The organism is Bacillus suaedaesalsae (genome assembly GCF_016890225.1).
Lineage (GTDB): Bacteria > Bacillota > Bacilli > Bacillales > SA4 > Bacillus_BS > Bacillus_BS suaedaesalsae.
Map to the genome: position 1 here is coordinate 1 of NZ_JAFELM010000025.1, position 21,287 is coordinate 21,287.

At 36.0% G+C, this 21,287-nt stretch carries 20 protein-coding genes and 1 pseudogene; 13 read left to right on the forward strand and 8 right to left on the reverse strand.

Annotation, left to right across the window (positions count from 1 at the left end; all coding sequences use genetic code 11):
- Window positions 1-419 precede the first annotated feature (419 nt).
- Window positions 420-1,934: a coproporphyrinogen III oxidase gene (locus JR050_RS08230; RefSeq protein ID WP_204203043.1), complete on the forward strand. Its 1,515-nt coding sequence runs from the start codon at window positions 420-422 to the stop codon at window positions 1,932-1,934.
- A 239-nt stretch (window positions 1,935-2,173) separates the two neighbouring features.
- The gene (locus tag JR050_RS08235; RefSeq protein ID WP_239454212.1) at window positions 2,174-2,941 is read left to right on the forward strand and encodes an enoyl-CoA hydratase; all 768 of its coding nucleotides are present in this window, start codon (window positions 2,174-2,176) and stop codon (window positions 2,939-2,941) included.
- A 133-nt stretch (window positions 2,942-3,074) separates the two neighbouring features.
- Here JR050_RS08235 and JR050_RS08240 read toward each other — a convergent pair whose 3' ends face one another.
- Window positions 3,075-3,260 (reverse strand): YhzD family protein, encoded by a 186-nt coding sequence (locus JR050_RS08240; RefSeq protein WP_204203044.1) that lies wholly within the window; start codon window positions 3,258-3,260, stop codon window positions 3,075-3,077.
- A gap of 129 nt (window positions 3,261-3,389) precedes the next feature.
- Between JR050_RS08240 and JR050_RS08245 the strand changes: the two genes are divergently transcribed.
- Window positions 3,390-4,292, forward strand: coding sequence for an ABC transporter ATP-binding protein (locus JR050_RS08245; protein ID WP_204203045.1), 903 nt, complete (start codon window positions 3,390-3,392; stop codon window positions 4,290-4,292).
- The gene (locus tag JR050_RS08250; protein WP_204203046.1) at window positions 4,285-5,538 is read left to right on the forward strand and encodes an ABC transporter permease; all 1,254 of its coding nucleotides are present in this window, start codon (window positions 4,285-4,287) and stop codon (window positions 5,536-5,538) included. Before JR050_RS08245 ends, JR050_RS08250 begins: the two co-directional genes overlap by 8 nt.
- Window positions 5,539-5,600: 62 nt before the next feature.
- On the opposite strand, the gene JR050_RS08255 is transcribed toward JR050_RS08250, so the two are convergent.
- From JR050_RS08255 to JR050_RS08265, 3 genes are read right to left on the reverse strand one after another with little or no spacing between them, the layout of a single operon-like run.
- A complete protein-coding gene (locus JR050_RS08255; protein ID WP_204203047.1) occupies window positions 5,601-6,050 on the reverse strand; it encodes a DDE-type integrase/transposase/recombinase in 450 nt (149 codons plus the stop codon).
- Window positions 6,010-6,444 (reverse strand): IS3 family transposase, encoded by a 435-nt coding sequence (locus tag JR050_RS08260; protein ID WP_204203048.1) that lies wholly within the window; start codon window positions 6,442-6,444, stop codon window positions 6,010-6,012. Before JR050_RS08260 ends, JR050_RS08255 begins: the two co-directional genes overlap by 41 nt.
- Window positions 6,445-6,470: 26 nt before the next feature.
- Entirely contained in the window at window positions 6,471-6,782 is a 312-nt protein-coding gene (locus JR050_RS08265) for a helix-turn-helix domain-containing protein (RefSeq protein WP_204203049.1), read from the reverse strand.
- A 197-nt stretch (window positions 6,783-6,979) separates the two neighbouring features.
- Here JR050_RS08265 and JR050_RS08270 point away from each other — a divergent pair, with 197 nt between their 5' ends.
- Both JR050_RS08270 and JR050_RS08275 read left to right on the forward strand, forming a co-directional pair.
- Entirely contained in the window at window positions 6,980-7,621 is a 642-nt protein-coding gene (locus JR050_RS08270) for an FMN-dependent NADH-azoreductase (protein WP_204203050.1), read from the forward strand.
- Between the two features lie 124 nt (window positions 7,622-7,745).
- Complete coding sequence (locus tag JR050_RS08275) at window positions 7,746-8,429, forward strand: hypothetical protein (RefSeq protein ID WP_204203051.1); 684 nt, start codon at window positions 7,746-7,748, stop codon at window positions 8,427-8,429.
- A gap of 213 nt (window positions 8,430-8,642) precedes the next feature.
- Here the strand turns inward: JR050_RS08275 and JR050_RS08280 are convergent, their stop codons facing one another.
- Window positions 8,643-8,834: a DUF1272 domain-containing protein gene (locus JR050_RS08280; RefSeq protein WP_204203052.1), complete on the reverse strand. Its 192-nt coding sequence runs from the start codon at window positions 8,832-8,834 to the stop codon at window positions 8,643-8,645.
- Between the two features lie 168 nt (window positions 8,835-9,002).
- On the opposite strand from JR050_RS08280, the gene JR050_RS08285 reads away from it, so the two are divergent.
- Window positions 9,003-9,371 carry an ArsR/SmtB family transcription factor gene (locus tag JR050_RS08285; RefSeq protein ID WP_204203053.1) on the forward strand — a complete coding sequence of 123 codons (369 nt, stop codon included), beginning with the start codon at window positions 9,003-9,005 and terminating at the stop codon, window positions 9,369-9,371.
- Window positions 9,358-11,484 carry a heavy metal translocating P-type ATPase gene (locus JR050_RS08290; RefSeq protein ID WP_204203054.1) on the forward strand — a complete coding sequence of 709 codons (2,127 nt, stop codon included), beginning with the start codon at window positions 9,358-9,360 and terminating at the stop codon, window positions 11,482-11,484. Before JR050_RS08285 ends, JR050_RS08290 begins: the two co-directional genes overlap by 14 nt.
- A 109-nt stretch (window positions 11,485-11,593) precedes the next feature.
- Here JR050_RS08290 and JR050_RS08295 read toward each other — a convergent pair whose 3' ends face one another.
- Together JR050_RS08295 and JR050_RS08300 are read right to left on the reverse strand one after the other, a co-directional pair.
- Window positions 11,594-12,118: a CBO0543 family protein gene (locus JR050_RS08295; RefSeq protein ID WP_204203055.1), complete on the reverse strand. Its 525-nt coding sequence runs from the start codon at window positions 12,116-12,118 to the stop codon at window positions 11,594-11,596.
- 307 nt (window positions 12,119-12,425) lie between these two features.
- Window positions 12,426-12,923 (reverse strand): hypothetical protein, encoded by a 498-nt coding sequence (locus JR050_RS08300; RefSeq protein WP_204203056.1) that lies wholly within the window; start codon window positions 12,921-12,923, stop codon window positions 12,426-12,428.
- Between the two features lie 253 nt (window positions 12,924-13,176).
- On the opposite strand from JR050_RS08300, the gene JR050_RS08305 reads away from it, so the two are divergent.
- The 4 genes from JR050_RS08305 to JR050_RS08320 all read left to right on the forward strand — a co-directional run bounded on the left by JR050_RS08305 (window position 13,177) and on the right by JR050_RS08320 (window position 18,803).
- Window positions 13,177-14,406, forward strand: coding sequence for a metallophosphoesterase family protein (locus JR050_RS08305; protein WP_204203057.1), 1,230 nt, complete (start codon window positions 13,177-13,179; stop codon window positions 14,404-14,406).
- Window positions 14,407-14,417: 11 nt separating this feature from the next.
- On the forward strand, window positions 14,418-17,423 hold the full coding sequence (locus JR050_RS08310) for an ATP-binding protein (protein WP_204203058.1): 3,006 nt from the start codon (window positions 14,418-14,420) through the stop codon (window positions 17,421-17,423).
- 142 nt (window positions 17,424-17,565) lie between these two features.
- The gene (gene yhaM / locus JR050_RS08315; protein WP_204203059.1) at window positions 17,566-18,510 is read left to right on the forward strand and encodes a 3'-5' exoribonuclease YhaM; all 945 of its coding nucleotides are present in this window, start codon (window positions 17,566-17,568) and stop codon (window positions 18,508-18,510) included.
- Between the two features lie 77 nt (window positions 18,511-18,587).
- Complete coding sequence (locus JR050_RS08320; RefSeq protein WP_204203060.1) at window positions 18,588-18,803, forward strand: sporulation YhaL family protein; 216 nt, start codon at window positions 18,588-18,590, stop codon at window positions 18,801-18,803.
- 169 nt (window positions 18,804-18,972) lie between these two features.
- Here JR050_RS08320 and JR050_RS08325 read toward each other — a convergent pair.
- Window positions 18,973-19,317 (reverse strand): annotated as a pseudogene (locus JR050_RS08325) (transposase); the annotation flags it as partial.
- 266 nt (window positions 19,318-19,583) lie between these two features.
- Between JR050_RS08325 and JR050_RS08330 the strand changes: the two are divergent.
- A complete protein-coding gene (locus JR050_RS08330; protein WP_204201818.1) occupies window positions 19,584-20,702 on the forward strand; it encodes an IS110 family RNA-guided transposase in 1,119 nt (372 codons plus the stop codon).
- The last annotated feature ends 585 nt before the right edge of the window (window positions 20,703-21,287 follow it).

The following is a 21,287-nucleotide window of genomic DNA, read 5'->3' on the forward strand; positions in this document are numbered from 1 at the left end:
CAAATTCGTTTAATAGGATTTGAATGAGTTCGGATTTTTTTATTTATTTTGTTAGAGACTACGTTTTGTTTTATGTATGTACTAGCTGTTAATTGAAGTGCAAGACGAAGACTCCTGCGGGAGAAGCGAGTTAGGTGAGACCCCGCAGGGAGGAACGACAGAGGAGGCTCACCAACCGCCAGCGGAAAGCGAAGTCTTGCACAACAGCTGTATTAAAAGCCTATCTAATTTGAAATTGTTCGTCTTTAGTTATCGTGTTTTAGTTTTGTCCCAACCTCTTTTTAGTAAGAATTATGGTTATTGTGTCTGGCTAAAGCGCTCTGCCTGCCTGAGCGCTTTCACATTTCTACATAATTGACCTGAGGAGTTTGCTTTTGTAAACTTAATAGAAGGTTTTTAAATAGAAAAGGTGATTACACATGAAAATACAACTGAACGGGATTCGCGATGAACGTTTTGAACGACCGTTACATCATATCACTCAATTATTTTTTGAAGAGAGTGATTTACACTTTGGTGTGGTTGAAAATGCAGAGTTGACTGTAAGCATACTAATTACAGAAGAAGCAGATAAGGTTGTCGTTACAGGAGTAGGAGTATTAGCAAACTCAAGCAAAAAATTCGAATCGATGTTTGAAAACAGCTTTAAAGAAGCTGAAACAGAAAAGAAACGTTTTACACTAGTCAAAGGCGCAGTATTTTATGTGTTTTTAACAATTTTGCAAGATGTGACTGGAATGATTCAACAGTGGGGAATTCTAACTGGAATTCGTCCTACAAAGCTGCTTCATAAGAAGTTGCAAGAAGGAAAGACGAAAGAGCAGGCTCATGCCGAGCTTAGGGAAGACTATAAAATACTCGATAGTAAAATTAACTTAATGCAAGCAATTGTAGACCGTCAGCTAGCAGTCGTTCCAGATCTTTATCATCTTGAAAAAGAGCTAAGTATTTATATCGGCATTCCATTTTGTCCCACGAAATGTGCTTATTGTACATTTCCCGCCTATGCAATAGGTGGCAAGCAAGGGAAGGTAGACTCATTTTTAGGTGGATTACATTATGAAATAAGAGAAATGGGTAAATGGTTGAAGGAAAACAATATTAACATTACTACCATCTATTATGGTGGTGGAACGCCAACAAGTATTACTGCGGAAGAAATGGACTTGTTATATGAAGAGATGTATGAGTCTTTCCCTAATGTCGATAAGGTACGAGAAATTACGGTTGAAGCAGGAAGACCGGATACGATCACTCCAGAAAAACTAGAAGTGTTGAAAAAGTGGAACATTGACCGAATTAGTATCAATCCACAATCCTATATACAAGAAACATTAAAAGCAATCGGACGACATCATACAGTAGAGGAAACAATTGATAAGTTTCATCTAGCACGTAGCATGGGGATGAACAACATTAACATGGATTTAATTATCGGTCTGCCAGGAGAAGGCGTGAGTGAATTCCAATTTACATTGGATGAAACGGAAAAGTTAATGCCAGAATCTTTAACCGTGCATACGTTATCCTTCAAACGAGCCTCTGAAATGACAAAAAACAAGGAAAAGTATAAGGTAGCAGACCGCAGGGAAATTACAGAAATGATGGGTTTAGCTACTCAGTGGACGAATGAACACGGGTATTCCCCTTACTACTTATACCGTCAAAAAAATATATTAGGGAACCTAGAAAATGTCGGCTATTCCCTTCCTGGACAGGAAAGTATCTATAACATCATGATCATGGAGGAAAAACAGACGATTCTAGGTCTTGGCTGCGGTGCATCAAGTAAATTTGTACACCCAGTTACAGGGAAAATTACTCGTTTCGCAAATCCGAAAGATCCGAAATCGTACAACGATGGCTATGAGAAATATACTAAAGATAAAATTGCGATATTAAATGAGCTGTTTGATTTAGAGAAAACTAAATAATTTGCAGCTGCCCCAGTTTAGGGGCTTTTTTTATAAGGGGATGTGGAAATTTATGTAATTTCGTCCGAATTAAATGGAAAGTCGTCCAAAATATCTTCAATCTCGTCCAAAAAAATGAAGAAGTCGTTCAAATTCTCAGTATAGTCGTCCAAATCAATAATCCCACCCATAAAAAGAATTAGAGGATTTTAACTTCTTATATCGAAATAGTAATAAAATACTATTTTAGGGGGATTATCTTGTCTACTAAAGTGTTACTTGAACAAAAAGACGGCGTGATTTATGTGACGTTAAATCGACCAGAGGCGTATAATTCACTTGATGTTCCGATGCTTGAAGAGTTATTGGGGAAATTGCAAGAGGCATCAAAAATGGAAGAAAAAATCCTTGTATTAAAAGGTAGTGGGAAAGGCTTTTCAGCAGGAGGAGACATTAAGTCGATGCTTGCTTCATTTGATACACCATTTGAATCCATTATGAAAATAATCGGTGGAGTGGTAAGTGCATTATATGAGATGCCAAAACTGACAATTAGTGCAATACATGGAGCAGCTGCCGGGTTAGGGTTAAGCATTGCGTTAGCTTGTGATTATGTAGTTGCAGACAGCTCATCAAAGGTTGCAATGAACTTTATCGGAATTGGACTTGTACCGGACGGAGCTGGTCACTTCTTCTTACAAAAGCGCCTAGGCGATGTTAGAGCAAAAGAGGTGATTTGGGAAGGGAAAACGTTATCTGCTAACGAAGGACTAAAGTACGGTCTTGTTGATGTTGTAGCAGATAATCTAGAAGAGGCAATTGCTAATAAAGTATCAGAATGGAAGCAAAAACCGGTATTAGCGATGATTGCAACGAAAGCTATCTATGTTCAGCAATCACTTCCATCACTTCATAAAACGCTAGAGATAGAAATGAAATACCAAGGTGAAATGAGAGCAACACGTGATCACAAGGAAGGCGTAACGGCCTTTATTGAAAAAAGATTGCCAAATTATATTGGAAAATAAAAAAACGGGGACCAATTTGTTGGTCACCGTTTTTGAGTGAATAAGAAAGTATAAAACTTCCTTACTGCATAAAAAAAGTCTAAGCCAGTATCTGCGTTTCAAATACTTGGTGCTAGCCAAGATTTTTAATGAATTAACGATGAAAAAGAATTAATTTTCCAGCAGGGGATACGAGACGATGAGTTCTCTCGGTTAAACCTTTTTCAGTTAAAAGTGCTTCCCCTTTTTGCTTTGCTTCAGCTTCAGTTGCTGCTTCAAAATTTTCATCTACTAGCTTGCTGCCATCTTTATCAAAGGCAGTTAATGTGTATACAGGCATTTTAAAACCTCCAGTTTCTTGGTGAAAATTCGCTTCGTATAGTATTTCTTTATTTATTATTAAAAATCCTTTAAAAAAATGAATCATTCTTCAGTTTAAAACGTAAATAAAATGAATGGGGGTTAGGATATGTCATTGCAAATTAAAAATGTAACGAAAAGATTCGGTAATTTCACAGCAGTAAATGATTTGTCGATTACAATTCCAGAGCGTGAAATGTTCGGATTTTTAGGGGCGAATGGAGCGGGAAAAACGACAACATTCAGAATGATTCTAGGCTTATTGGATCCTTCTAACGGAGAAATTACATGGGATGGAAAGCCTATTAACTATGAGACAAGTAATATTATTGGATATCTTCCAGAGGAAAGAGGACTGTATCCGAAGATGAAGGTTCGAGATCAGCTCATTTATTTAGGAAGATTACGAGGGATCGATAAGCAAACGATTATAAAAGAAATGAAATATTGGCTTGAGCGCTTCAAGGTACCAGAATACGAGACAAAGAAGGTTGAAGAGCTTTCTAAAGGAAATCAGCAAAAAATCCAGTTTATTGCATCTGTTATTCATAAACCAAAGCTATTAATCTTGGATGAACCATTCAGTGGTTTAGACCCTGTAAATGTGGAGCAGTTAAAAGACGCAGTACTAGAATTAAAGAATAATGGCACCTCCATCGTTTTCTCAAGTCATCGAATGGAGCACGTAGAGGAACTATGTGAGCACTTATGTATTATGCACCACGGAAGTCCTGTGGTTCATGGGTCTTTAAAGGATATAAAACGATCATTTGGAAGAAAGAATGTTACAGTGGAGGCTGATTTCGATTTATCATTCCTAGAGCAAGTTAATGGAGTAATTAAATCTAAACAGCGAGCAGACGGGATTACTCTTCAAGTCGAAAGTGAAGACGTGTCTCAAGCTATTTTCTTACAAATACAGGGGAAAGGCTTTGTCCGTAAATTTGAACTAGAAGAGCCGTCATTAAATGATATTTTTATTGAAAAGGTAGGTGCATCCTATCATGAATAAGTTTTGGATCATTTTACTTCATACGTATTTAAATAAGTTAAAATCTAAATCATTTATCATTACAACAATCGTCACGGCTTTATTTATCTTTGGAATAAGTAATTTAGAAAATATCATTAACTATTTTGATAAAGATGAAAAAACAGTCGTGTCAGTGATTGATGAAACAGGAGAGCTATTACCATTTATAAAGGAACAAGTAAAAAGTACAGATGAAAAAGTAACTTTAGAACTCTATGATGGCACATTAGAAGAGGCTGAAAAAGATGTAACAGAAGGCAAGTATGAAGGAGTGCTTACACTTTCATACAATGATGAAGGTTTACCAAAAGGAACCTATAAAGCCAATTCAATTACAAACTCAGATGCTACCTTCACCATGCAAACGGCCATGCAACAAGTTAAAGTAGCGATGGCGACAAACCAATTAGGGTTAACGGAAACGCAAATTTCCCAGCTTTATGAAGAAGTAGAGTTTGAGACAGTTGCGCTAGAAGAAAATGCCAAAACTGAAGAAGAACTCAATTCTGCACGAGGTATTGTGTACATTCTATTATTCATGATTTATATGGCTGTCATTCTTTATGCGAATATGATCGCAATGGAAGTAGCAACAGAAAAATCATCTCGTGTAATGGAAATTTTAATATCAAGTGTATCTCCAGTTAAACAAATGTTTGGGAAAATACTTGGAATTGCCTTACTCAGTATTACTCAGTTTGGTGTGCTCTTACTAGTTGGATATTTCTCAATTAAACAAAACGTTGGAAGTAGCGGTGAACCAGGATTCTTACAATTCGTAGGATTAGATAATATCCCGGCATCAACCATTATTTATGCTGTTATATTCTTCTTATTAGGATACTTGTTATTTGCCACACTGGCTGCAGTTCTTGGATCCCTCGTAAGTCGTATCGAAGACGTACAGCAAATGATTACACCCATGACACTACTCGTTGTCGCAGCATTTATGATTGCCATGTTCGGACTTGGTAATCCAGAAAACTCATTTATCACAATCACATCTTTCATTCCATTCTTCTCACCAATGATCATGTTCCTCCGAGTAGGAATGCTAAATGTGCCTGGATGGGAAGTTGCACTTGGAATTGGATTATTAGTAGGAACCATCATTCTATTAGCCTTGTTTGGAGCTAGAGTATACCGTGGCGGAGTCCTGCTTTATGATAAATCATCTTCCTTCAAGGATGTTAAAAAAGCACTACAACTAACAAAAAAATCATAAATAATTGTCGACAGGTGCCAGTGGTCAATACCCCAATAAATGGACAATAAGAAATACGACAATTAGGCCACGATATAATTGTCTCTTAGAAATCTTTTAGGAGAAACGTACCCAAGCTTTGAGTGGGTACGTTTTTCATTGTAATAACGGATATATTTCTCTAAATTAGATTCAAAGTTCTTACCAGTTGTATCAGGGTAGAAACAAGGAAATTCACATTTTAATTGAGAAAAAAAGCTTTCAATAACAGCGTTGTCCCAACAATTCGCTTTTCTCGACATACTAGGCGTAAACTGTAACGTCTTACATAAATGATGATACTCATTGGACCTATAAACACTCCCTTGATCGCTATGGATGATCACGCCATTTAAATTGGCTAATTTTCTCTTTTTTTGTGCAGCTCTAATAGTAGCCTCTATTAATTTTAGATTAGGGCTGTAACTTGACTTAATTGCGATAATTTCACGATTAAATAAGTCCAATAGTGCTGATACATATAGTCTCTCCACTAATTTCAACTTCTGTCATGTCTGTTACCCACTTATGATTAGGTAGTGCGGCATCAAATGATCTACTTAATATATTTTCATATACATGACCTGCATATTGTAATTTAGCTACTTTCGTTTTCTTTCCTCTTACCACAGCTTTTAACCCTAATTCGCGCATAATACGTTCTACCTTTTTATGATTCACAACGTATCCACGATCCTTTAAATTGCTTGTAATTCTTAAACAACCATACGTCCCTTTATGTAAAGAATATACACGTTTTATTTTATTTATTAGATCCAATTCTTCTTTAGAAATTTCACGTGGTGGGCGTTTTAAATAAGCATAATATCCACTCTTAGAAACTCCTAATACTTTACATAACAGTGTTACTGAATAATCCTTTCTCAAGTAAGTAATGGAGTCAAAAACCTTACTTATCTTTTCCCCTTGAGAAAGGCCTGGAACTTTTTTAGGATTTCGTTCTCCAGTTCCTTTTCTTTTAGCAATTTTTCTAATTCCATAATTCTCTTACGGTCATCAATCGAAGATTGTTTATTGATTCTTTTAGACTTTAATCCGGCTGGACCAGATTCTTTATAAGAAAGTACCCAGCCGTTAACGGTATCACGGTGTACTCCTATATCCAATGCGACTGAAGCTACTGATTTCCCCAATTCAATTACTTCTTGTACTGCTTTTAACTTTACTTCGACATCTTGATGATTTGAGCCTTTTTTTCCACTCATTATAAAAACCCCCATAATGGCATAACCGTCGTATTTACTACAACTTTATATGTCCATTATAAGGGGGTCAAGCACAGGCACTTGTCGACTTTTCTTTATCCAAATTCTTCCTAATGCAAGTTGCGTGACACTATAAATGGTTGTTTGTTAGAATAACATCTTACACCAAGAATCTATTACTAAAGGAGTAATGATAGATGAATATTTTAGTTGTAAAAGCAAATGACCGCCCGGCAACAGAAGGTGTTTCTAGTAGAATGTATGAGACATTTATGGAAACGATGAAGGAGGCAAATGGCGTCAATGTATCTACATACGACGTGTTTGCACAAGATATGCCATACTTAGGTCAAGATTTATTCAACGCTTTCGGTAAATTACAAAATGGCGGGGAATTAACAGATGTAGAGCAACGCTTACTAAATGCTAAGCAAAAAGCAATGGATGCAATAAGTGCGGCGGATGTAGTTGTATTTGCATTTCCTTTATGGAACCTAACGATTCCGGCTAGATTACACACATTTATTGATTATGTATATGCTGCAGGTTTTGCTTTCAAATATGATGCACAAGGTAACCTTATTCAGTTAATGACTGATAAGAAAGCCATCTTCTTAAATGCTCGTGGTGGTGTTTACTCAACACCAGAAGCAGCATCAAGCGAAATGGCAGTGAATTATATGCGTAATGTGTTCGGAGGGGTATTCGGTATGGAAATTATCGATGAAGTGATTATCGAAGGACACAATGCGAATCCAAGTAAAGCATCAGAAATTATTGAAGAAGGTTTACAAAAAGTAGCGCAGGTGGCTACTAAATTGGCGCTCCAAACAGTATAGTAATCGTCCAAAGAGCATCTAAGAAGTTAGTAATGACTTCATAGATGCTTTTTTAGTTAGTTGGAAAGGTTTTCCTACATATATGTAGACTTTTATGTGTAATAAATAGTGGAGGATTTTATAAATGAAAAGTTACACGAAAGCTGTACTAGTTATTGGCATAGGTTTCATAACAATCATTATTGGAATAGCATTTTTTATATTCTTCCAACAAGCATTTTATGGTGATCGGGGAAAAATCAGTACAATAACTGCTGAATTAACAGAAGAAATGCAAAATAAATATGGAGTCGTTGTGACAGACAGTATTGGCTTTTACACGATGGATGTTGGCTACGGTGCAACTTTAACCACTGAAGGTGGAATAGAATTTGAAGCTTGGAGTAGTGCTTACGGAAGTAAGGATACATATATGGAAGAAGTATGGAGAACTAAGGCTCTTGCCAGATGGGGATATGCACAAGACTATATTCAGCATGTTAAAAACGTAGATGTAAATGTAGGCTATAGGACAGAAGAAATGAAAGATATACAAAAGCTTGCATACCCAATTGAAGAAGTATCAGGCAGCTTATGGATGTGTATTTATATTGATCTTACAAATTCATTTAAAGAAAAAGATTCCTCTGAAATAGAGGAGCAAATATTACAGTATTATAAACAGCTTCAAAAAGATCATGCGCGTCAAGTTGAATTAATTGTAAGACACGCTAATGATTCAGGGGCATATATGATAGTAAAAGGGGAAGATGGAAACATCCCAACATTACATACAGCTAGAGATGTCTCTAAAACATTGTTTAAGTAAGGAACTACTAGCTTGAAAAAACCAATAAACTAGTGCATGGATTATGACAAAACTATTACAGTAGATTTAAAGGAGTCCAAGATAAAATAGAAAAAATGGAGGTTGCCATTTTGAAATGCGATCTCCATTTTTTGTTTTTTGGCATGTTTGATAAGTGAGTAGTACTGCATTTCAAATCCGCTAGTTATTTTAACCCAGCAATAGTAAACTCTTTTATAAAGTACATGCATTTTCAGGCTTTCTAGGTCGCCTCACTAATTCTCCACTACAATTTGGACATATATGATTCATTTTTTCTGTACAGGTTGTGCAAAATGTACATTCATGTACACAAATATAAGCAACAGTTTGTTCTTCAATATAAACTTCACATCGTTCGCATTTACTTCGCATTTCAAGAGCCATTACAATCCCCCTTTACAGGAAAATAATAACAAACCAACAGAAAAATATAAGTACCAGATATACACAATAACTAGGTACCAGATAATGCACATTCAAACGTTGGTTTGAATATAAAATGTAATAAGGTATAATATATTCAAACAATCATTTGAATAAGGTGTGAGATTTATGAAAGATACATGTGAAATTTATTGTTATGATGAAGAAAAGGTACAACGAATTCAAGGTGACTTACAAACTGTAGATATGGCAAGTGTCAGTCAATTGTTTAAAGCTATGGCTGATGAAAATAGAGCAAAAATAACGTATGCATTATGCCAAGATGAAGAATTATGTGTATGTGATATTGCAAATATCATTGGTGCAACGATTGCAACAGCTTCTCATCACTTGCGTACTCTTCATAAACAAGGAATTGTGAAGTTTCGCAAAGAAGGGAAGCTAGCCTTTTATTCTCTTGATGATGAACACATAAAACAAATGATGATGATTGCATTGGTACATCGAAATGAGGTGAAGATAAATGTCTCATCATGAAGCTAAAGTATTGGAAACAAAGACATACCGAGTTCAAGGCTTTTCCTGAGCAGGATGCGCGAAAACGTTCGAAGAGAACGTAAAGCACCTGGATGGTGTTAAGGATGCGAAAGTAAACTTTGGTGCTTCAAAAATAACGGTAACAGGTGAAGCATCGCTAGAAGCACTTGTGAAAGCGGGAGCATTTGAAAATCTTATCCTGCGTGATGAAAATGAAGCTGCAGCGGAACGTGGCCCATTTTGGAAGCAAAAGGAGAATATAAAAGTATATATTTCTGCACTTTTACTAGTCGTTAGTTGGTTTCTAACTAAACAGTATGGAGAGGAACATCTATATCCGGTCATAGGGTATGCTGCTTCTATTATCATAGGTGGATATATACTATTTTTGAAGGGCATTAAAAACCTTACAAGATTAAATTTTGATATGAGTACACTAATGACTATTGCAATTATTGGTGCCGCATTAATCGGTGAGTGGGGAGAAGGGGCAATGGTTGTCATTCTCTTTGCGATTAGTGAAGTGTTAGAGCGTTATTCAATGGAAAAGGCACGTCAGTCTATTGAATCGTTAATGGATATTGCTCCAAAGGAAGCGCTAATCCGTAAAGGTAATGAAGAGTTCCTGGTTCATGTTGATGACATCGAAGTAGGCGATATCATGATTGTAAAGCCGGGTAAGAAATTAGCGATGGATGGAATAGTCGTTAAGGGATATTCAACGATTAATCAAGCAGCTATAACAGGTGAAAGTGTTCCAGTATCCAAAACAATTGAAGACGAAGTATATGCAGGAACATTGAATGAAGAAGGATTATTAGAAGTAAAAATAACGAAACGCGTTCAAGACACAACCATATCTAAAATCATTCATTTAGTGGAAGAAGCGCAAGCCGAACGAGCGCCGTCTCAAGCATTTGTCGATAAGTTTGCAAAGTATTATACTCCGGTCATTATCGTTATTGCCTTACTTATTGTCATCGTCCCACCTTTGTTTTTTGGAGCAGAATGGAGCAAATGGATTTATGAAGGCTTAGCTGTGCTTGTTGTCGGTTGTCCGTGTGCATTAGTCGTGTCCACCCCTGTAGCCGTTGTGACGGCAATTGGGAATGCAGCTCGAAATGGTGTATTAATTAAGGGAGGCATCCACTTAGAAGAAGCTGGAACACTAAAAGCAATTGCGTTTGATAAAACAGGAACGTTAACAAAAGGAGTACCAGCTGTTACAAATATTGTTTCTTTCGGAAATAATGAATATCAACTTTTGAAGATTACAGCTGCGATTGAAAAGGGGTCACAGCATCCACTAGCATCTGCCATTATGAGAAAAGCAGAGGAACTTGAAATCGATTACTCAAACGTGATTGTAGACGAAGTCCAATCTATTACTGGTAAAGGTATAAAAGGAAAAGTAAATGATGTTTTATATTATGTCGGAAGTCCGAACCTTTTTGCACAACTACATGGCAGCATTGATGAAGATAAACTTAATCATATTAGGAAGCTCCAAGGAGAAGGCAAAACGGTAATGGTGCTTGGAACAGAATCGAAACTCCTTATGTTCATTGCGGTTGCTGACGAAGTAAGAAAATCTTCTAAAGAAGTAATTAAGAAATTAAATAGCTTCGGCATCGAAACGATCATGTTAACAGGAGATAATGAACGAACAGCACATGCAATCGGTAGTCAAATAGGCGTTTCAGATATACAGGCTGATTTACTTCCTGAAGACAAACTATTATCGATTAAGAAACTCAGAGAAAAGCATGAAAGAGTTGCGATGGTAGGTGATGGAGTGAATGATGCACCTGCTCTTGCCGCCGCAACGGTTGGAGTAGCAATGGGAGGAGCCGGAACCGACACAGCACTTGAAACTGCGGATATTGCGCTAATGTCGGATGATTTATACAAACTTCCCTATACCATTAAACTTAGTCGGAAGGCACTATCTATTATAAAACAAAACATTACGTTTTCTCTTGCTATTAAGGTAGTTGCTTTGTTACTTGTAATACCAGGCTGGCTGACACTTTGGATTGCCATCTTTGCTGACATGGGAGCAACACTGCTTGTTACATTGAATAGTTTACGTCTATTAAAAATAAAAGAATAAAAGCAAAAACTCCACTACAGTAGAGAGTGGAGTTTTTTCCTATACATCAAACTATACGTTTTACCACCAGGCCTCAGTAAAGGAAATCACGTTTAGTAGCGGTGTATTTCTATCTTTTCTCGATGGGGACTGAGAAAGGTATATCAAAGAGCCAGATCCAAAAAATCGCTATGGGTACACCAAATAGTAAAGCAAGAAAAGGCTTTTTGTGGTGAAATAATAAATAAGGGAACATAAGACAATCAAATACAGCTGACCACCATAAGTTCCAACCGTATTTGTATAAGATATTGCCCTTTATCATCAATATGAATTCAACACCAACATATAGTAGTATCCAAAACATATAATGCCGGAAAATTCTCCACTTACCTTGTTCCTGTGGATATCGAGAAAGAAACATCAATGCAGTTAAAGGGAATGTGATAAATGTATAGGACATCTCTAATAAGGTATGATTAAACCATTTAATATCGGGAGATAGTTGCCATAGCCAGTGTGAGGCACATAGGAAGTTGTAGGTTAGGTTACCAATCGCTATAAATTGAAGAGTCGGATAATAAACTTTCCATTGTCTATAATCTCCTCTCCACCATACAGCAATAATGCTAATTAAAGCTAACAATAAGTGCATGAACTTTTTCCTTCTTTTCCATCTACTTTTTTCGCTTAGTTTGTCTCAAGATAGTTAATTTTAACCTTGTGATTTTTTCATTGAAAATAACTAGCTTATTATCAGTTTCTTAAACCTATTTATCTTTTTGGCACTGCCCTTGAAACATCATAATTCATACAGTTAATTGAATCTCCTAATTGGGTAAGTCTATATACCGATATTACTCCTTAAAAATATCTTTACTCAACTTATTATTATCAATATTCACCGTTTATCATCTAAAACAAAAGCAACTATTAGGTGATCACCTGAAAGATATTTCTACTCAATTACGCAATTCTTCTAATAACCCGAGACCATCCATTTTTCTAATCATAAGAATTTTTCTATTATCATCAAGATTAATTTTTCCAGTAACGGTAGCTATGTTTGTTTGTTCATCTTTGCTATATTCAACTTCGACTTCGTAATCATAGACGTTATTCTCAGTTCCCTCTATCTTTTTTATGGTGATGTTTTTGGGGTGTAATTGATACCCGTTTAAATGTGCGTCTCTTAAAAATACCAATACATAATTCCTATTAACCATACTTTCCAAGTCTACTATTATATCCCCATATCTTTCTTCTAAATATGAATCTAGTTCAGGTGGATGTAGACCTTGATCAAGAATATTGCTTAGTTCTTCATTAGGTCCTGTGAACTCGTGTTCCAAATAAGTCTGAATGGTTGCTGTATTCTCATCACTTGCTTGTGAACAACCTCCAATGAAAATAGAAGAAAATAATAAAGCTACAATACTCCAGACTCTAATTTTTTTCATACATACCCCCCTATATCATAATCACTTATACAATTCTACGATTTAACTAATGAAAAGTTTCATTATACCCCCTTTTTTCAATTTCTAATAATTTTCTTATATTGCATAAATGTTTTTTTGTGGTGTCTCAAGATTGTAAACTGCTTACAATAAAAGATTGTCAGTCAATTTTTTTACTTCACACAAGAACGTGCATTCGCATTTGTGAAATGGTACAATATGGACACATATAAGCAAAAGGAAGTGAAGGGAATTGTCACGTGTATCGTTTATTCATACCGCCGATTTACACTTGGATAGCCCGTTTATTGGTTTAATGCACTTACCACAATCAATACTCCAGAGAGTTCAAGAGAGTACATTTGTTTCTTTAAAAAAAGTAATAGATTACGCTATTTTAAAAAAGGTCGATTTCATTGTCATATCAGGTGATTTATATGATTCTAAGCAACGTAGCTTAAAAGCACAAATTCGCTTGCGAAACGAAATGAAACGCCTTGAAAATGAAGGAATTCAAGCATATATTATCCACGGAAATCATGATCCATTAAATGGATCGTGGTTAGATTTAGATTGGCCGGAGAATGTTTATTTCTTCAAGGATAAAGTAGAGGCGATTCCATTTTATAAAAATGGACAACTAGAGGCTTTTATTTACGGATATAGCTATCCAACACGAGATGTGGCAGAAAATATAGCATTACAATATGAAAAGAAAAAAGTTGACTGTCTTCATATTGGGTTGCTTCATGGAACGATTTCAAGCAATACAGAACATGTGCCTTATGCGCCATTCCTTTTGAGCGATTTACAAGCAAAAGGCTTTGACTATTGGGCATTGGGACATATTCATCAAAGACAGCTACTATCGCAATTCCCACCAATTGTATATCCAGGTAATATTCAAGGACGTCATAAGAAAGAAGATGGACCAAAGGGTTGCTACTATGTTGAATTGACACAAGAAACATCAGAGCTTAATTTTTGGGAGACAAGTGATGTGATCTGGGAGAATGTAGAAATTTCGATTAATGACCTCTCAACGATTGATCAACTACTTCATTCCTGTCAGGAAAAGTTAGACCAAATAAGAAGACAACATCAAGGGGTTCTCGTGAATATCTTGCTAACTGGAACTGGGGAGTTATCTAGCCTCTTGCAAGGTAATGAAGTATTAGAGGATATCGTATCAAATCTTCAAGAAATAGAAGAGAATAGAAAAGATTTTGTTTACGTCTATACATTTAAAAATCAAACAACGTCTATAGTGAATATCGAAAAATGGAAAAACGAAGAGCATTTCATTGGAGATTTATTAAAACACATTGAGGAGTACGATGGATTCGAACATGCATTATCCTCTTTGTATCAGCACAGACAAGTAAGGAAGTTTATTGAGCCGTTAACAGCTGAAGAGAAACAAGAATTATTAAAGGAAGCAGAAGCCTGGATGATGTATGAACTGTTAAGCAGTGTTAAATAGGAGGTGGGACCTTGTATATCACAGCACTACATATTTATGGATACGGAAAACTAATCGATCAACAATTTAATCTAGAAAATGGATTACATGTTTTCTATGGAGAAAATGAAGCGGGAAAATCAACAATACTTTCCTTTATTCATAGTATTCTCTTTGGTTTCCCAACAAAAGTAAATACGGAAAATCGTTATGAACCGAAAAAAGGTTTAAAATATGGTGGCAAGATTACGGTTAAAACTGCTAGACATGGAATCACTACAATTGAAAGAATTGCTGGAAAATCAACAGGTGATGTAACCGTATATTTTGAAGATGGACAAGTAGGAAAAGAAGCTGAACTAAACGAAATGTTAAACGGTATGGATAAACGAATTTTCACTTCAATCTTTTCCTTCGGGATGAAGGGACTTCAAGATATTCACTCTCTTAAAGAAGATGATTTAAATCATTACTTATTTTCTTCTAGTGTGCTTGGAAATGAACAAGTATCTGAACTAGAAAAAAAAATAATGAAAGAAATGGATCAGTTATTTAAACCGAGTGGAAAGAAACCTGAAATAAACCAAGAACTTGATAAACTAACATCATTTTCAAAACATGTTCTTGAAGCGAAGCAACAAATTGAGGAATATCATCACATAAACGAAGAAGAGAGAAGAATTGAACATGAGCTTTCATCAGTAAAGGAAGAATTAGTAAAGCTTCGAGAGATTAAGAGAAAACTTGAATTATTCGAACAGTACTATCCGTTTAGTGTTGAATATAAAATGATTGCTGATCAACAAGAAAAATTGCAGGAGTATTCTTCTTTTCCATCAGAAGGACAAAAACGTTTAGAGTTGGTTGTTGGGAATCTATTACCGCTTCAAGCAAGAAAAGAAGGACTGGATACACAACTAAAGGAAATAAGTTCGAAAATCAATACAGTTTCTATAAATATACAACTGTTGCAGCTTGAAGGCGAAATCAAGGAGATTGCGTTAAAGTCAAATTCTCACGAGGAAGATAAATCAAATTTTGAGAGAATACAGGCAAAGATAGACGTTCTTCATTCTGATTTAAATTCAATGAAAGCAACTTTAGGTATTTCTGCTAGTAATGAACAATTATTGAAAGTAGACTTCACACTTTCTCAAAAGGAGAAGCTTAGAAAAGAGCTCAAACGATACGAAGATGTTCTTTATAAAAAGGAAACGCTTATTAGAAAGCAAGAGGAAGTAAATCAAAAACTAGACAACACGATAGGCACAATCAATCAATATGAACAACAACGTTTACCTCTAATTGAAAGAGAGAAGTTAGAATCAATTCTCGAACATGCAAAAACTCCAACAGTAGATAAAGGTACTGTGAAAAATAAACTAAACAACATAACGATTCAACTAACGAATTATCAACGTAAAGTTGAAGTAGGTAAAAAGGTAAGTTATTTTTTAATTTTTCCTATATTCCTTTTAACTTTAATAATTGGTGTTATAAGTTTGAGTGGTGATGAACTAACGGGAATAACCTTTCTTGTCATGTCTGCTTTTTTATTACTTGTTAGTATTTTTGCCCCTAGGATCGTTCGAGATCCAGCTCTTTTTATGATGTTGGAGAATGAAAAAGCAGAACTTGAAAACCAGCTTTTTGATATTGAAGGGTTAGAAAAGGATTTAGTAAGCAATAAAGGAATTTTACAAACAGAGCGGCTACTTGCAAGAGATGAGCAGTTAGTTCAGTTGATTTATCATGAAAAACTTATTTTGGTCCAGCTTGAAAAAGAAGCAGATATGTATATCGATGAATTGGAAGCATGGGAAAAAGATTACGATGAGATCTCAATACTACTAGAAAGAAGTAAAGAAAAGCTCTACATTCCGGAAGCGTATAGTCACCAGTCGATATTAACGGTTTATGAACAACTGGAGCAGCTCGCTTCAAAAGTAACGGAATTACAGCATCAAAAATTAGAGATGGAAAAACTTAATCAACGAATTGTTCTATTTGAACAGAATTGTCAATTAGTTCTAGATCAAGTAGGTATAATCGCTTCACCTCTTCAATTGTTAGATACAGTTGAAAAAGAAAAAGAAAAAGCTAGACAACTAGAGAGTCTAAAAGAGAAAGAAACTGAAATTCAACGTGTTCTAGAGACGATTGAAAAAGAAATCAACTATTATAAAGGTGAGTTGGATAAGCTGTATGAAGCAGCTGGTGTAGAGGAAGAAGAAGAGTTCAGAGAACATGCACAATTACATTCACAATGGCTCAGCTTACAAGCAAGAAAAGATGCGATTAACGAAAAGATAAAGTTAATTGTAAAAAATGATGAGCAATTAGAGAAGGAATTATCTCTTCAGTATGCTCAATTACTCGAGCAATTAGAAGAAAGAGATTTGCATCGTAAGCAATACAAAGAGTACGAAGAAAAAGAAGAGGAATTGCGAAAATTATTAGCAAAAATTGTAGTACAAAAAAACCAATTAGAGCAAAGTGGTACATATTCCGAGTTTGTTCATCAATACGAAACAATGAAAACAGAATTTACACGTTTAACAAAGAAATGGGCAAAGCTTGCAATCGCAAGAGATTTAATCATTCAGACGAAACATTATTATCAACATGTTCGATTACCTGCTGTCATTAAGAAGGCAGAAGAATATTTTAGTTTACTAACTGAAAATGAATACCAGAAGCTATTTGCTCCACAGGACCTAGGAAGCTTCATGGTAGAACGAAAAGATGGAACGAGATTTTCTCCGCAAGAACTAAGTCAGGGCACTACAGAACAGCTTTATTTATCATTACGTCTTGCCTTGGCAGAAAGTTACCAAACATCCATTGTGTTTCCAATCTTCATTGATGATAGCTTTGTTAACTTTGATGAAGCAAGGACAACAATTACCATGCAACTAATTAGAAAGCTTGCTATGAAACGGCAAGTTGTGTTTTTTACTTGTCATAAAGAGATGATTGCCAGTTTGCAAGTTGAGACATACAGTAATTTGTCTTCAAAGGAAGTTTCGATAAGTTAATTGGAGTAAGTTGACTAGAGGTAGTAATGGAGATATTAAATCAAATACTTTGAAACTACAGTCCCATAATCTCTCAAAGAATATGAAAAATGAGTATGCTATAATGATAGAAATAATACTCCACTTTACAGGGGGAATAGATATGTCAAAAGGGATCGTATTTTACGATGTTGGCGAACAAATAGATGTGTATTTATTAGTCAAATCCTGTACAAAGGGAATTGCAAGTAATGGAAAGCCGTTTCTTACACTTATACTACAAGACCAAACAGGGGATATAGAGGCAAAGCTTTGGGATTGCACTCCAGAAAGTGAACAAGTATATAAAGCACAAAGTATCGTTAAGGTTTATGGTGATATCCATAGCTATCGTGGGAAAAATCAGTTGAAGCTTAGAAGCATTAGACCATCGAATGAGACTGATCCAGTAGACGTGTCTGACTTTTTAGAAGTGGCACCATTAGCCCAAGATGAAATGATGTCTAAAATCACACAATATATATTCGAAATGAAAAATCCTAATATTCAACGAATCACAAGGCATCTTGTTAAAAAATATCAGCAATCATTTTTAGAATATCCTGCTGCAACAAAGAATCATCATGAGTTTGTTTCAGGTTTAGCGTATCATGTTGTGTCTATGTTAGATTTAGCAAAAGTAATATCAGGATTGTACCCTTCTTTAGACACGGATTTATTGTATTCTGGAGTTATTCTTCATGATTTAGGGAAGGTAATGGAACTTTCCGGTCCGGTCGCAACTGTATATACGACAGAAGGAAACTTATTAGGTCATATTACGATAATGGTTAATGAAATAGGAAAAGCAGCTGAGGAATTAGGAATTAAAGGTGAGGAAGTAACAGTCCTTCAGCATATTGTTCTTTCTCACCATGGAAAGGCAGAGTGGGGTAGCCCAAAGCCACCGTTGATTAAAGAAGCAGAAATTCTTCATTACATTGACAACTTAGATGCCAAAATGAATATGTTAGATCGTGCATTGGAGCGTGTAAAACCAGGTGAGTTTTCAGATCGTGTATTTGCACTAGAGAATCGCTCATTCTACAAGCCAACGTTTCATAAATAGATTCATGGTCATAATGCTGTTTCTCTTCGCATATATTTTTCCATAATGAACACTCGTTTTGAAGGGGGAAATGTCCGATGATCACAGTTCCTTGGTGGATTTATGTTGTGATGACAGGGGTAGGAGTTAGCGGTGTAATGATGGTGAAAACAGGTAAAAGGGAACGTGAGATGAGGCAGTTTTACATTGAACGTGAAGGTCAAGTCTTTATGGAACGTATGAAATACGAGCGTGAAAAAAGGCAACAACAAGAACAAAGACGAGAAGAAATTGAAATTAAAGCAGCAAATTAAAAAGGGGCTGACATCTTTATTAGCTGTCAGTCTTTTTTCACAGACTACTGAAACGAAAAAACGGACTTACGTATTGTAAGTCCGTTCAGATTGTAGACAAAAGGCCACTCGAAAGGAATTTTAGAGTGGCCTTTTTGATATTTATGTATTATTTAATTGTTTGCAGACCTCTCCGAGGACTGTTTTTATGCCATTTCGTGGAGAAGTGAGGGATCTTATCATGAAACCCATAACCTAGAAACCAACGATATGCCATAATTGTTTCTATTTCATCAATGGTCTTACGCATTGATCCAATACCGAATATGTATTGTATAAATGCCATTTTAATTAAGATAATAGGGTCAATACTGGGGCGACCAACTTCAGAATACATATCTTTAACAAGAGGATTGATGATAGAAAAATCAATTGCCACTTCAAGTTTGCGTACAAGATGATTGGCTGGAACAAGTTCGTCTAAAGCAATTATTTCAATTTGGTCTCTTTGTATAGAGTTATGTTTCGTTAGCAATTGTGACCTCAAATATGTTATTTTCCTTATATTTAAAAAGTAGAACATGTTAAAAAAACAGTCCTAATTTTAGTAACAGAATGTAGCGGAATGGCACTCGACTCCTGCGGGAGCAGTGGGACAGGTGAGACCCCACAGGCGGTAACGCCGAGTTATCATGAACGAAACTAGCTCCTTACTCGTAACATCGTAGGTTAATTTGGTTAGAATGTTTACTGGTAAAAACAAACCAAATCAGAGCTACATTACGGAAGGAGCTAGTTATTATGAAGGATACCATAAAATATGTAGGTTTAGACGTATCAAAAGAAAAAATTGCAGTTGCGATCGCGGATGAGGGGCGAGAAGAGCCGAGATACTGGGGAGTAATTCCTCACACACCAGAAGCAGTTAGGAAATTAATAAATAAACTTGGAAACACCGAGACTCTTCGAGTCTGTTATGAAGCCGGTCCAACTGGATACCCACTATATAGATTATTACTTTCCCTAGGTGTTCATTGTGATGTGATAGCCCCATCTCTCATACCTAAAAGACCAGGTGAACGTATTAAGACAGATCGTAGAGACTCTATTCGACTGGCTCAGTTATATCGAGCAGGAGAATTAACTAACATCTATGTTCCAAACGAAGAGGATGAAGCTCTCCGTGATCTTGTAAGATGTCGTGAAGATGCAAAAGAAGATGAACTTAGGGCAAGGCACCGTTTGAGTAAATTTTTGCTTCGTAATAACATTAAGCCACCGTCAGGTGTGAACAAATGGACGGTCAAATATCGTAGATGGCTGGATGCATTAAAATTTGAAAGCTCCAAACTACGTGTGGTCTTTCAAGAATATTATCATCAATTGAAAGAGCTAGAACAACGAATTTTAAGACTAGAGGAAGAAATTAGAGTTCAGGCAACGGAGGGCGTACACGCCCCAACCATTCAAGCCTTACAATCACTAAGAGGTGTAGCTCTTATTACTGCGACTAGTCTTGTAGCGGAGATAGGTTCTTTCAAACGTTTCTCATCACCAACACAATTAATGGCCTATATTGGTTTAATACCAAGTGAATACTCAAGTGGTGAAAGAAGAATACAAGGGAGCATCACAAAAACAGGGAATCGTCATGTACGACGCTTATTAGTAGAAGCTGCATGGAGTTATCGTTATCAACCGTCAGTTAAAGGAGAATTGATGAGACGACAAAATGGACAGTCCCCCACTATTCAAGCGATATCCTGGAAAGCACAAAACCGACTTCATAAAAAGTATTACCGATTATTATCAAGAGGAAAAGAAAGTGGAAAAGCAATTACTGCAGTTGCCAGAGAATTAGCTGGTTTTATTTGGGCTATTACACAAGAGGTAGAAGAAGTAAAAAACGCTAGTTTTTGATCTTACAAGTTGTCATGTTACGGTGATATAGGTATTATTGATCCATTTTTTATGTATGGCTTTAATTTCACACGAATAATTTACGAAGAAAGATAGATGATTGAGAACAGGGCTCGAAGGCAAAGAAAAAAACCGGAAAGGAAAACCCACGTGGCCTCCTCTGTGCTATATCTAAATAGATTAACGCACGTGCCGAGTTAGTGGATTAGTCCTTTATACGGAAAGATAAAATGTGAAAACCCACGGATATCAGAGCGTAAACCGCAGTAGAGATTTTTGCCTTCGTGCCGTGTTCTTAACTTCTATTCAAGTCAAAAAAAGGAGAAAGGAACAGATTCCTTCTATAGCTTAATGGAGTCTCTCACTTCTTTGTATGACAGTCAAGGAGACCACTTGACAGACATACAAAGAAGTGAGAAGTGGTCAGTAAGCTAAAGAAGGAGCTATTCTAGCCAGAATGGCTTGCTAACTAACAAAATCAAGAAAAGAAGCCGTAAATAGCTTCTCTTCTTAGAGTTGGTCAAAAGACAATCCAAACCTGGTGAAGAGTGGGAGCCTTGACAGTTTCGTTCATATCAGGAGGCT